Here is a 12,492-nt window from a genome sequence, read left to right on the forward strand (position 1 = left end):
CAGTGCTCTGGCCGGTGGTCACGGTCGGGGCGCCGAGTCCGGGCCGGACTGGTGCGGGTTGTGTGGATCTCGCCCATCGGAGGTCAGGCTGCGACGCAACCCCTCCTGCATGTGGAGGTACACGACGTAGATCCCGGAGGCGGCGCCGATGCACGCTCCCAGGACCACGATCCACCGGGTTCCCAGCACGCGATCCGCACCCCACCCTACCAAACTCCAGAACCCCATCCCGATCACCACGTAGAGGAGTGTCGTGAGACCTCCGGAGAGCCCTCCGCCCTCCACGAGCTCCCCCGCGGTGCGCAGTCCGGGGCGCTCCCCGGGCCCGTCCTGCGGGGCCCCGGGGCCCTCCTCCGGCGGGGGCGTTCCGTCCGGGCGGGCCGGGTCGTCGCGGTCATCCGCGCTCATGGTCGTCCGTGCTCATGGTCGTCCTGCTTCCTGTCGTCCGGGGTCCTGCCGTCGCGCGTGCCGTCGCCGGCGGGGCCGGGTGCGCCCGGGCCGTCCGGGTGCTCGGCCGCTGCCCGCCGCCGGGCCTCCAGCACCGGCTCCAGGGCGGTGCGGGTGCCGCGGGCGCCGGCGCGGGCCGCGAGCGCCAGCGAGACGACGAGCGCGGCCAGCACCCCGGCCGCGCCCCAGCCCGGGACCAGCCAGCCGGGGGCCGGCACGGTGAGCAGGACCCAGCCGAGCAGGAGCACCTTCAGCACGTACGTCGCGGCGAGCACGGGGGCGGCGACCGGCCCGTCCGTCCCGGCGGTGGCCCGCGCCACGAGCACGGTCACCAGGTGGCTCGCGGTGATCAGCCCCGCGCCGAGCAGGACGCTGAGCAGGGCCGCGCTCACGGGCGGGTCCCCGTCCGGGAGCGGACGCCCGCACGGCGCCCGAGCAGCGCGGGCAGCACCAGGTAGAGCGCGAGCACCGCCAGCACGAACGCGCCGGCCACGGCCGTGGCGCCGGGCCCCGTGCGCAGGCCCACGACCGAGGCGACGCTGACGAGGACGGTCGCGGCCGTGACGACGAGCGCGGAGCCCGTGTGGGACAGGCCCACGTCGGTGAGCTGCTGGTAGACGTGCTGGCGGTGCGGCCGGTACCAGGCCTCCCCCGCGCGGACGCGGCGGAGCAGGGTCACGGAGGTGTCGGCCACGTAGACCGCGAGCGGGGGCAGGAGGTACTCGACGTAGACGCCGGAGAGGAAGGCCGCGACCGCGATGCCGGCCAGCGAGCCGCCCAGCAGGTAGGAGCCCACGTCGCCGAGGAACACGGTGCCGCGGCCGAGGTTCCAGGGCAGGAACCCGGCGAAGCCGCCCGCCACGGCCAGGCCGGCGGCGATCATCCACGGCAGGTCGTTGGAGGCGCCGGCCCAGGCGTACAGCAGCCCCGCGGCGAGGCCGTGCAGCCCCGAGATGCCGTTGATCCCGTCCATGAAGTTGGCCATGTTCACGTAGGCGGCGATCGCGAGGGTGCCCACGGGCAGCCACCAGGCGGAGGTGCCGAGCACCGCGACCAGGACGGCCGTGGCGGCCAGGCCGATGCCCAGCTGCGCGGCCAGGCGCGCCCGCACGGACACGCCCCGGTAGTCCTCGGCCCAGCCGAGGGCGGCGAACAGCCCGGTCACGGCCAGGACCACGAGCGCGACGGAGCGGTCGACCTCGATCGCGCCGGTGAGCAGGGCGGAGCCGTAGGCGGCGAGCACGGCGAGGGCCACGGCCAGGCCCATGCCCCGCACGACCGTGCGGTGGTGGGAGGAGCGCTCGTTGGGGACGTCGAGCACGCCCCACCGGGCGAGCAGCGGCTTGACGGCCAGGGGCAGCAGGAGGCTGAGCACGAGGGCAGGGACACCGACCGTGAGGACGAGCTCCCCCAGCCGGCGCAGCTCCTCCGGGTCGGGGGCGGCGCCCGGGTCGGTGAGGTCGAGCCCGGCGGGGAGCAGCACGACCGGGGCCGGGCTCACGACGCCCGCCCCGAGGAGCTGCGCGGGCGCTGGACCGACGTGGGCGGCGGCTGCGTGGACGGTCTGACGACGGGGATCGTGCCCGTGTAGACCATGCCGCCGCGCACCTTCCAGGTGTGCCGGTCCAGCTGGGCGGGGTCGAGGCGGTCGGCGCGCGCGTGGGAGATCTTGGGGTGGAAGGGCCGCTCGTCCTTCTCGCCGAGGCCGATGAGGTCCTCGTGCAGCTTCTCCCCCGGGCGCAGCCCGGTGATCTCGATCTCGATGTCCTCGCGCCCGCTCATCACGCGCAGCCGCTCGGCGATGTCCATGATCCGCACGGGCTCGCCCATGTCCAGGATCAGCACCTCGCCGCCGCGGGCGATCGCCCCCGCCTGGATCACGAGCTGGCAGGCCTCCGGGATGGTCATGAAGTAGCGGGTGGCCTCCGCGTGCGTCACCGTGATCGGGCCGCCCTGCCGGATCTGCTCGGTGAAGAGGGGGAGCATCGAGCCCCGGGACCCGAAGACGTTGCCGAAGCGCACCGAGACGTACCGGCGCCCGGTGCGGTCCGCCATCCACGCGGTGAGCTTCTCGGCGACGCGCTTGGAGTGGCCCAGGGCCGTGGTGGGGTTGGCGGCCTTGTCGGTCGAGATGTTGACGAAGACCTCGACCTCCGCCTCCTCCGCGGCCTGCAGCACGTTGAGGGTGCCGACGACGTTGGTCTTCCACGCCTCGTCCGGGTACTGCTCGAGCAGGGACACGTGCTTGAGGGCGGCCGCGTGGAAGACCACCTGGGGGCGGCGGTCGCGGAAGATCGCCCCGACGGACTCCGGGTCGCGGATGTCGGCGAGGACGGTGTCGCGGCCGTCGAGCAGGCCGCGCCCCGTGATGGAGATCTGGGTGCCCTGCAGCGCGGACTCGTCGCGGTCCACCATGATCAGCTCGGCGGGCTCGAAGCCGACGAGCTGGCGGCACAGCTCGGAGCCGATGGAGCCGCCGGCGCCGGTCACCAGGACGCGGCGGCCCTTCACGTAGCCGGCGATCTCCTCGACGTCGATGTCGACGGGGCGGCGGCCGATGAGGTCCTCCATGCTGATGTCCCGGAAGTCCGCGCCCTGGTGCTTGGCGGTGAGCACCTCGCCGAGCGGGGGCATGGTCATGACCCGGATCCCGGTGCCGGCCACGGCGTCCGCGACCCGGTGCATGATCCGGGGGTCCGCGCCGGACATCGCCACGATCAGCACCGAGGCGCGGGTGCGGGCCATGACGTCGCGGAGGTCGTGCAGGGTGCCGAGCACGGGCACGGAGGAGATCCGCAGGTGCTTCTTGGCGGGGTCGTCGTCGAGCAGGGCCACGGGCAGGAACTCCGAGTGCGGGTCCTGCATCATCCGCTGGATGAGGAAGGTCCCGAGGTAGCCGGCGCCGTAGACCACCACGTGCTGGGCGGAGGCGCCCGGACGGGCGGAGGCCTCCTGGTACATCCGCTTGAGGTAGCGGAAGGCGGCCATGAACAGGCACGCGAAGGGGAACGCGATGAGGGCGGTGGAGCGCGGGATGCCGATGCTCGTGCCCACCACCAGGAGCAGCACCTGGACCACGGCCGTGACGATGAGGGTGACCACCACGAGGAGCTTGGCCTCGTCGAAGCTGCCGAAGGAGTACCGCCCCTTGTACAGGGCGAAGGAGAAGCCGACGACGAGCTGGGCGGCCACGGCCACGAGGGACACCAGCAGCAGCCCGGGGGCGCTGATGAACTGGAGCTCCATCTCGTAGCGCAGCACCAGGGCGAGCACGAGGGCCACGACCCAGGCCACGGAGTCCAGCAGCATCTGGATCCACAGCCACGCCACGGGCCTGTCCTGCGGGGCGCCGCGGGGCGGGAACCCCGCGGCGGGACCCCCGGGGGGCACCGCCGTGCCGGCGGTGCGCTCGGGCGAACCACTCATCGCAGAAGTTCCTTTCGTGGTCGGTGCCGGAGCCGGGGGGCCGGGCGGGGAGGGTGCCGGTGCGGGACGGTCAGGGGCGGGGTGCGCCGACCATGGCCCGGTAGGCCAGCTCCCGGAGCCGGGTGGGGACGAACCGGTAGCCGCCGCGCACCACCACGTTGCGCACCCATTGTAGGAACCCGACGTGGCCGATCCCGCGCAGGCGGGCCTGGAGGGCGAGCTCCGCGCGGAGCACGCGCCACCCGCCGCGCCGCTCGTAGGAGCCCGCCGAGACCCGGTAGCCGACCAGCGGTTCGGCCACGTTGCGCACGTCGGCGCCCGCGCGCAGCATCCGCACCCACAGCCAGTAGTCCTCGGCCAGGGGCACGTGCTCGTAGCCGCCGGCCGCCCGCACCGCCGAGCGCCGGAACACCACCGTCGGGTGGCTCACGGGGTTGCGGCGCCGGGAGACGGAGAGGATGTCCCGCTCCCCCACCGGTGCGCGGCGCAGGGCGATCGGGGTCCGCTCGTCGTCGCCGATCTCGTGCATCGACGAGCCCACCAGGTCGGCCCCGGCCTCGATCACGGGCAGCTGCACCGCGAAGCGGCGGGGGTAGGAGACGTCGTCGGCGTCGGCGCGGGCCACCACGTCGTGCCGGCACCGGTCCAGACCGGCGGTGAGCGCCGCGGTGAGGCCCTCGTTGCGCTCCAGGTCGACCCGCACCACGGGCACGGGGAGCTCGCGCACCAGGCGGTCCAGCTCGGCCTCCAGCGCCGCGGGGACGGGGCCGTCCCGCACGACGACGAGCTCGGCGGGCCGGCGCCGCTGCTCGACGGTGGCCGACTCGGCCGCCCGGCGCACCCGCTCCGCGGTGTCGGCGCCGTAGACGGGCATGAGCACGGAGAACTCGAGCGGGGGGTGCGGGCTCACGGGGTCACCGCGGCCCGCCGAAGCCGCGGCCGCGCATCCCGCCGGCGTAGCGGCTCGCCCAGGACGCGAGACCGCGCACGTCCCGCCGGCGGAGGTAGAAGAGGGGGTAGCCGACGAGGTCGGCCCCGAGCTGGACGACCCGCTTGTACCGCCACGTGGTCCAGCCCCGGTTGCGGAAGAAGTGCTCGCGCTTGAACTCCGTCCCGGGCACCACGACCTTGAGCCGGCCGGGGACCACGACGTGCTCCTCGTCCCAGCCCGGCGGGTGCGCCACGGCGGTGCGGGTGGTGGTGCCGAAGGGCAGCCCGGAGCGGCGCAGCCGCACCAGGAAGTCGACCTCGTCGCCGCGCAGGAAGAGCTTGAGGTCCGGCAGCCCGACCGTGAAGAAGACGTGCTCGGCCATCAGGGCGCCGTTGAAGAAGGTGGCGTAGCCGGGCAGGAAGCCGAGCGGCTCCAGGTCCGCCCGGGAGTGGGTCATCCGCCCCTCGAGGCGGTAGGAGAAGGCCAGCGCGCCGTGGTCCTGGGGTGCCACGACGAGCGGGGAGACGACCGACAGCTCCCGCCGCGCGGCCTCCTGCAGGAGGATCTCGAGGCAGTCGGGGCCCTCCGGGTGGGCGTCGTCGTCCATGAGCCACACCCGGTCGGCACCGGTGGCGAGCGCGGTCAGGATCGCGAGGGAGAACCCGCCGGCCCCGCCCAGGTTGGCGAGGGAGCGCACGAGCTCGAGCGCGAACCGGCCGCCGATCGCCTCCTCGAGCACCTCCCGCGGCAGCGCCTCGCGCCCCGCGTCGACGAGGCACAGGGAGGCGATGGGGACCGTCTGCTCCCGCAGCGCGGCGACGAGCGCGAGGACGTCCTCGTGCCGGTCCTGGGTCACGCAGGCCACCGCCACCGTGGGGGTGGGCGTGGGGTCGGACGGCATGCGGCTCCTCCAGGGGGTGACGGGCTGTGCGGTGACGGGCAGTGCGGTGACGGGCAGTGCGGGAACGGGTGCGGGGTCCGGCACGGTGCCGCGGGCGGGCGCCGGAACGTGCCGAGTCTAGCAAGCGGCGTCCGGACGGCCGGGCCGGCGGGCCGCGTCGCCCCGCCCCGGCGGTGGGCCGGTCTGTACGATGAGCGCAGGAATCCGGGCCCGGACGACGGCGACCGGAAGCGACCGGCAGAGAGGAAGCACCGTGACATCGACGACGTGGGCAGTCCTGGGAGCGACGGGGTTCGTGGGTTCCGCGACCGTGGCCCGGCTGCAGGCGGACGGCCAGACGGTGGTCCCGGTCTCCGCGCCGCGGCTGGGGTCCGGGGCGCGCACGGTCCACCACCTGCTCCAGCAGGCCGGCCGGCTCGAGTCCGTCATCGACTACCTCGCCGAGTCCTTCGCTGGTGCCCACGTGGTCGTCAACGCGGCGGGCCTGGCGGCCCCGGACCAGACGCACGAGGAGTCCCTCGTGGGGGCGAACGCGCTGCTGCCGGTGCTCGTGGCGCTCGCGGCGCGCCGCACGAGCGTGCGCCGGATCGTGCACGTCAGCTCCGCGGCCGTCCAGGGCGACGTCGACGTCCTCGACGAGACGCCCACGGTCCGGCCGTTCTCCCCCTACTCCTTCTCCAAGGCCCTGGGCGAGAGCGCGCTCCTGAAGCTGCGCCGCGACTGGGCGGGCGAGGACGGAGCACCCGCGATCACGGTGCTGCGCGCGACCTCGGTGCAGGGCTCCGGCCGGCGCACCACCGCGCGGCTGGCCCGCTTCGCGTCCTCGCCGCTGAGCTCGGTGGCCGGCGACGGCGGCGCGCCCACCCCGGTGACGTCCGTGCACGCCCTGGCCGAGTTCGTCTCCCGGGTCGGGCGCCACGGGGAGGCGCTGCCGCCGGTCGTGCTGCAGCCCTGGGAAGGCGCCACGACCGGCTCCATCCTGCGGGACGCGGGCCGCCGGGAGCCGCGCCACCTCCCCGTGCTGCTGTGCCGGCTCGTCGTGGACGCCGGGTTCGCGGTCTCGGCCCTGGCCGGGCACCGGTGGCACGGCGTGTTCCGCCGGCTCGAGGTCACCTGGTTCGGTCAGCGCCAGGTGCGCGGCTGGGCGGAGGAGCACGACGCGGTCCCCGAGCCGCGGATCAGCGAGGTCCTGCGCCAGGCGCACCTGGCCGCCGGCCGGGGCTGAGCCCCGCAGAGCTGCTCGGGGCCGCGCCGGGCCGCTCCCGGGACGGGCCTCAGGCCTCGCCGCTGCCCCGCGCCACGAGCCGGGCGGCCTCCTCGACCGGCAGCGGCCGCGGCTGCCCCGGCGCCCCGGGCCGCTGGACGCGCGTGCGGTCCTGGTCCACGGCCGGGCGAGCGCCCGCCGCGGAGCGCGCCACGAGCGCGGCGGCCAGTCCCTGCGCCGTCGCGGCCCGCGCCGGCCCGGGCGCCGGAGGCTGCCGGTCCGCGGGTGCGGCCGCGCCCGCCGGGTCGGCGGGCTCCGCCGCGGGCGGCACGGCCTCCGGATCGGGCTCGCTCACGGCGTGCGATCCCGAGGCCGCCGGGCGGCCGGCGCCGGGCTCCGCGGGTCCCGCACCCGGCGCGGGAGCGCTGTCGAGCTCCTCGTCGCCGTCCGCCGGCACCACCGAGGGCACCACCGAGCGCAGCCGGGCCAGGCTCACGGTGCCGTGGCGCACCAGCAGCGGGGTCTCCCCCGTGCAGTCCACGATCGTGGAGGGGACCGGGTCCCGGTCGGCGGGTCCGCCGACCGGCCGCGGGCCGCCGTCCAGGTAGAGCTCCACGGAGTCCCCGAGCATGTCCACCGCGGCCCCGGCAGTCGAGGCGGCCGGGTGGCCGGTGCGGTTGGCCGAGGACACGGCCAGCGGGCCGCTCTCGATGAGCAGCGCCTGGGCGAGCTCGTCGTCGGGCACCCGCAGGGCCACGGTCCCGTGGGTCTCCCCCAGGTCCCAGCCCAGCGAGGGGTGGGAGTGGAAGATCAGGGTCAGACCGCCGGGCCAGAAGGCCCGGGCCAGCGCGCGGGCGTCGTCGGACACCTCGTCGGCCAGGCCGTCGAGCACCCCGGCGTGGGCGATGAGCACGGGCGGGGGCATGGCCCGGGACCGGCCCTTGGCGGCGAGCAGGGTCGCGACGCCCCGGGCGGAGAACGCGTTGGCCCCGATCCCGTAGACGGTGTCGGTGGGCAGGACCACGCACGCGTCGGCCGCGAGGGCGCGCGCGGCGTGCTTGAGCCCGGCGGTGCGCTGGGCGATGCTGCTGCAGTCGTAGACGGTGGAGTTCACGGCGTCCATTCTCCCATTCCGGTCGTGCGGGCGCGGCCCTGGAGGGGCGTCCGGCCGGCCGTGGCCCGGTCCCGGCCCGTCAGGTCCTGGTGGCCCTCGACGTCCTCGAGGCCCGCGGCGCGGAAGGCGTGCGCCACGGCGCGGGCCTGCACCTCGGCGTGCTCCATGACGAAGAACCCCCCGGGGCGCAGCAGCCGCAGGGCCGAGGCCAGGGCCGCCCGCGGGAGCTCGAGCCCGTCCTCTCCGCCCCCGTACAGGGCGAGGTCGGGGTCGTGCTCCCGGGCCTCCGGCTCGCGCGGGACCGCGTCCGCGGGGATGTACGGCGGATTGGAGACCACCACGTCGCAGCGCCCCTCGAGCTCCGGGAACGCGGTGCGCAGGTCGCCCCGGACGAGCTCCGCGCGCGTCCCGCGCAGGTTCTCGGCCGCCCAGGCGTGGGCGGTCCCGGACAGCTCCACGGCGTGCACGCGGGCCTGCGGCACCTCGTGGGCCACCGAGGCGGCGATCGCCCCGGAGCCCGTGCCCAGGTCCACCACGTGCGGGCGGTGCACGCCCGCGGCCAGCTGCTCGCGCAGCTCGTCGACCACGGCCTGCACCACGGTCTCCGTCTCGGGCCGGGGCACGAACACCCCGGGCCCGACCGCCAGCGTCAGGTAGCGGAAGTGGGCGACGCCCGTGAGGTGCTGCAGCGGGATCCGGCGGGCACGCTCGGCCACGAGCTCCGCGTACCCCGCGGGCTCGTCCCCGCCGATGATGGCTCTCGCCTCGACCTCCCCCCGGGACAGCCCGGTGAGGTGGCCGGCGAGCAGCAGCGCGTCGGTGCGCGCGGAGTCGATCCCCGCCTCGGCGAGCACCTGCTCCGCCCAGCGCACCGCCTGGCCCAGTGACCTCGTCATCCCGGGGCCCCCGCTCAGCCGTCCTGCTGGCCGATGGCCTCGAGCTGGGCCTGCTCGTCCATCTCGATGGCCGAGCGCACGACCGGCTCGAGGTCCCCCGCCATGACGTGGTCGAGGTTGTACGCCTTGTACCCGGTGCGGTGGTCGTTGATCCGGTTCTCGGGGAAGTTGTAGGTGCGGATCCGCTCCGACCGGTCCATGGTCCGGACCTGGGAGCGGCGCTGCGCGGCGTTGTCCGCGTCGATCTGCTCCTGCTGGTGGGCCAGGATGCGGGCGCGCAGCACCCGCATCGCGGCCTCGCGGTTCTGCAGCTGCGACTTCTCGTTCTGCATCGCCACCACGATGCCGGTGGGCAGGTGGGTGATGCGGACCGCGGAGTCCGTGGTGTTCACGGACTGGCCGCCGGGCCCCGAGGAGCGGTAGACGTCGATCTTCAGGTCGTTCTGGCTGATCTCGACCTCCTCGGGCTCGTCGACCTCTGGGAAGACGAGCACCGCCGCGGCGGAGGTGTGGATCCGGCCCTGCGACTCGGTGACGGGCACGCGCTGGACGCGGTGCACCCCGCCCTCGTACTTCAGCCGCGCCCACACGCCCTCGGCGGGGTCCGTGGCGTTCGACTTGATCGCCACCTGCACGTCCTTGTAGCCGCCCAGGTCGGAGTCGTTGGTCGAGATGAACTCGGTCTTCCAGCCGCGGGACTCCGCGTACTTGAGGTACATGCGCAGCAGGTCCCCGGCGAAGAGCGCGGACTCGTCGCCGCCCTCCCCCGCCTTGACCTCGAGGATCACGTTGCGCCCGTCGTCGGGGTCGCGCGGGACGAGCAGCCGGCGCAGCTTCTCGCGGGCCGCCGCGAGCTGCTCCTCGAGGGCCGGGATCTCCTCCGCGAACTCGGGCTCCTCGGCGGCGAGCTCGCGCGCCGCCCCCAGGTCCTCCTCGAGGCGGTGCACCCGGTGGTGGGCCTCGACGATGCCGTTGAGCTCGGCGTAGCGGCGCCCGAGCTTGCGCGCCCTGCCCTGCTCCGCGTGCACGGCGGGGTCGGCGAGCTGGCGCTGCAGCTCGGCGTGCTCGTCGAGCAGGGACTGGATGGGATCCGGCATGGGGCGCTCCTTCGGAGGCGGCGGAGAGGGTCGGGCGGTGGTGGGCACGACGAAGCCGCCGCGGCCCCGTCCGGTCGAACCGGTCGGGGCCGCGGCGGCGGGGGCGTGCTAGCGGTCGCTCTCGGCGCGGGCCGACAGCGTGGTCTTCTGCACCTGGAGCAGGAACTCGGTGTTGGACTGGGTGTCCCGCAGCTTGTTCGTGAGCAGCTCGAGGGCCTGCTGCTGGTCGAGCCCGGAGAGGACGCGGCGCAGCTTCCACATGATCTTGATCTCGTCCGGGGAGAGGAGGTTCTCCTCGCGGCGGGTGCCCGAGGAGTTGACGTCCACGGCCGGGTAGATCCGCTTGTCCGCGAGCGAGCGGGACAGGCGCAGCTCCATGTTGCCGGTGCCCTTGAACTCCTCGAAGATGACCTCGTCCATCTTGGACCCGGTCTCCACGAGGGCGGTCGCGAGGATCGTGAGCGAGCCGCCGTTCTCGATGTTGCGGGCCGCCCCGAAGAACTTCTTCGGCGGGTACAGCGCCGCGGAGTCCACGCCGCCGGAGAGGATGCGGCCGGAGGCGGGGGCCGAGAGGTTGTAGGCACGGCCCAGGCGGGTCATGGAGTCCAGGAGGACCACCACGTCCATGCCCATCTCCACGAGCCGCTTGGCGCGCTCGATCGCGAGCTCGGCGACCGTGGTGTGGTCGTCCGCCGGGCGGTCGAAGGTCGAGGCGATGACCTCGCCCTTGACCGTGCGCTGCATGTCCGTGACCTCCTCGGGGCGCTCGTCGACGAGCACCATCATGAGGTGGACCTCGGGGTTGTTCGTGGTGATCGCGTTGGCGATCGCCTGCAGCATCAGCGTCTTGCCGGCCTTCGGCGGGGAGACGATCAGCCCGCGCTGGCCCTTGCCGATGGGGGCGACGAGGTCGACGACGCGGGGCCCGATCTTCTTGGGCTCCGTCTCGAGGCGCAGGCGCTCCTGCGGGTACAGCGGGATCAGCTTCCCGAAGTCCACGCGGTCCTTGTTCTCCTCGGTCTTCTTGCCGTTGACCGTGGTGAGCTGGACCAGCGCGTTGAACTTCTGCCGCGTGGCGTTCTGCTGCTCGCCGTCGCGGGGGGCGCGGATGGCGCCGACCACGGCGTCGCCCTTGCGCAGGTTGTGCTTCTTGACCTGGGCGAGGCTGACGTAGACGTCGTTCGGGCCGGGGAGGTAGCCGGAGGTGCGCACGAACGCGTAGTTGTCGAGCACGTCCAGGATGCCGGCGACGGGCAGCAGGACGTCGTCCTCGGTGAACTCCGTGTCGTCGACCTCGGGTCCGGTGCTGCGCCCGCGGCGGTTGCGCCGCTCGTTGCGCTCGGCGCGGTCGTTGCGGTCGCTGCGGTCCCGGTCGCGGTCGTTGCGGTTGCGGTTGCGGCGGCTGCGGCGGCTGCCGCCGTCGTCCTGGCGGTTGTCCTGACCCCGGTTGTCCTGACCGCCCTTGTCCTGCCGGTTGTCCTGGCCGCCCTTGTCCTGGCGGCTGTCCTGGCGGTTGTCCTGGCCCTTGCCGTCCTGGGACTTCCCGCCCTCGGACCGGCCGTCGCGCCGGCCGCGGCCGTCGCCCCGGTCCTGGCCACCCTTGTCCTGGCGGTTGTCCTGGCCCCGGTTGTCCTGGCCGCGGCTCCGGTCCTGCTTCGACTGGTCGTCGTCACGGCCCTCGGCGGAGGAGCGCGCCTCGTCGGTCTCCTGCCCGGAGTCCTGGCCCCCGTTGCCCTGGCCGTTGTCGTCGCGGTTGCGGTTGCGGCGGCTGCGGTTGCGGTTGCGGCCGCCCTCGCTCTCGGCGCCGGAGGAGTCCTCGGCGGGAGCGGGCTGGTCGGCCGGCTGCTGCTCGGTGGCGCCCTGCGCCGCGGTCTGCTGGGCGGCGTCCTGCTGCTCGGAGCCCTGCTGCGCGGGGACGGACACCACACCGGTGCTCGTGGCGCGGCGGGAGCGCGAGCGCCGCTGCGGCTGGCCGCCGTCGGCGCCCTGCGCGGCGGAGGAGTCCTCGCCGGTCGTGGCGGCGGCCGGGGCGGCGCCCTGGTCGGCGCCGCCGTCGGCGGTCTTCTCGACCGTCTGCGCGATCTTCTGCTCGACGGCCTGGTCCCGGTCGGCGACGGCGCCGCCGCGCTGGTGGGCGGCGATCGCGTCGACCAGCAGGCTCTTGCGCATCCGGCGGGCGCCGGTGATCCCGAGCTGGGAGGCGAGCGCCTGCAGCTGGGCCAGCTTGAGCGCGGACAGTCCCGCGTTCCGGGGGTCGCTGGTGGTGGTCTCTTCCGTACCCGTGGAAAGGTCGGTGGTCTCGGTCACGAAGTGTCCTTCTCCCTCGGTGGGGGGCCCATGGATCTCAGAGTCCAGGACCGTGGATGGTTCTCGGCGGGCCGCGATCGCGGGCCGCCTGCGGCGGGGCGCACTTCAGGGCGCGGCAGCCTGGGCGAACAAGGTGTCACCCGGAGATCATGGTGCGCTCCGGTCCGTG

Annotated in this window: 11 protein-coding genes; 1 reads left to right on the forward strand and 10 read right to left on the reverse strand. The window is 74.8% G+C overall.

Annotation, left to right across the window (positions count from 1 at the left end):
- Positions 1-18: 18 nt before the first annotated feature.
- The 6 genes from RF640_RS09405 to RF640_RS09430 all read right to left on the reverse strand — a co-directional run bounded on the left by RF640_RS09405 (position 19) and on the right by RF640_RS09430 (position 5,705).
- Positions 19-408, reverse strand: coding sequence for an AtpZ/AtpI family protein (locus tag RF640_RS09405; protein ID WP_017833263.1), 390 nt, complete (start codon positions 406-408; stop codon positions 19-21).
- Positions 405-839 carry a hypothetical protein gene (locus RF640_RS09410; RefSeq protein WP_017833264.1) on the reverse strand — a complete coding sequence of 145 codons (435 nt, stop codon included), beginning with the start codon at positions 837-839 and terminating at the stop codon, positions 405-407. The genes RF640_RS09405 and RF640_RS09410 overlap by 4 nt, the downstream gene beginning before the upstream one ends.
- Positions 836-1,948 carry a glycosyltransferase family 4 protein gene (locus tag RF640_RS09415; protein ID WP_241975586.1) on the reverse strand — a complete coding sequence of 371 codons (1,113 nt, stop codon included), beginning with the start codon at positions 1,946-1,948 and terminating at the stop codon, positions 836-838. The genes RF640_RS09410 and RF640_RS09415 overlap by 4 nt, the downstream gene beginning before the upstream one ends.
- Positions 1,945-3,756 carry a nucleoside-diphosphate sugar epimerase/dehydratase gene (locus RF640_RS09420; RefSeq protein ID WP_229588638.1) on the reverse strand — a complete coding sequence of 604 codons (1,812 nt, stop codon included), beginning with the start codon at positions 3,754-3,756 and terminating at the stop codon, positions 1,945-1,947. The genes RF640_RS09415 and RF640_RS09420 overlap by 4 nt, the downstream gene beginning before the upstream one ends.
- 187 nt (positions 3,757-3,943) lie before the next feature.
- On the reverse strand, positions 3,944-4,783 hold the full coding sequence (locus RF640_RS09425) for a glycosyltransferase (RefSeq protein ID WP_368827581.1): 840 nt from the start codon (positions 4,781-4,783) through the stop codon (positions 3,944-3,946).
- A gap of 4 nt (positions 4,784-4,787) precedes the next feature.
- Positions 4,788-5,705 carry a glycosyltransferase gene (locus RF640_RS09430; RefSeq protein WP_368827583.1) on the reverse strand — a complete coding sequence of 306 codons (918 nt, stop codon included), beginning with the start codon at positions 5,703-5,705 and terminating at the stop codon, positions 4,788-4,790.
- Positions 5,706-5,958: 253 nt separating this feature from the next.
- Between RF640_RS09430 and RF640_RS09435 the strand changes: the two genes are divergently transcribed.
- Positions 5,959-6,930 carry an NAD(P)-dependent oxidoreductase gene (locus tag RF640_RS09435; RefSeq protein WP_031283606.1) on the forward strand — a complete coding sequence of 324 codons (972 nt, stop codon included), beginning with the start codon at positions 5,959-5,961 and terminating at the stop codon, positions 6,928-6,930.
- Positions 6,931-6,979: 49 nt separating this feature from the next.
- Here RF640_RS09435 and RF640_RS09440 read toward each other — a convergent pair whose 3' ends face one another.
- The 4 genes from RF640_RS09440 to rho all read right to left on the reverse strand — a co-directional run bounded on the left by RF640_RS09440 (position 6,980) and on the right by rho (position 12,323).
- A complete protein-coding gene (locus RF640_RS09440) occupies positions 6,980-8,023 on the reverse strand; it encodes an L-threonylcarbamoyladenylate synthase (RefSeq protein WP_306460802.1) in 1,044 nt (347 codons plus the stop codon).
- On the reverse strand, positions 8,020-8,919 hold the full coding sequence (prmC, locus tag RF640_RS09445) for a peptide chain release factor N(5)-glutamine methyltransferase (protein WP_109222119.1): 900 nt from the start codon (positions 8,917-8,919) through the stop codon (positions 8,020-8,022). Before prmC ends, RF640_RS09440 begins: the two co-directional genes overlap by 4 nt.
- A gap of 14 nt (positions 8,920-8,933) precedes the next feature.
- Positions 8,934-10,016 (reverse strand): peptide chain release factor 1, encoded by a 1,083-nt coding sequence (gene prfA, locus RF640_RS09450; protein WP_095651910.1) that lies wholly within the window; start codon positions 10,014-10,016, stop codon positions 8,934-8,936.
- Between the two features lie 108 nt (positions 10,017-10,124).
- Positions 10,125-12,323, reverse strand: a complete 2,199-nt coding sequence (rho, locus tag RF640_RS09455) for a transcription termination factor Rho (RefSeq protein WP_368827588.1) — start codon at positions 12,321-12,323, stop codon at positions 10,125-10,127.
- Between the last annotated feature and the right edge of the window lie 169 nt (positions 12,324-12,492).

Source organism: Kocuria sp. CPCC 205231, from assembly GCF_040980965.1.
In the GTDB taxonomy this organism is placed as follows: Bacteria; Actinomycetota; Actinomycetes; order Actinomycetales; family Micrococcaceae; genus Kocuria; species Kocuria rosea.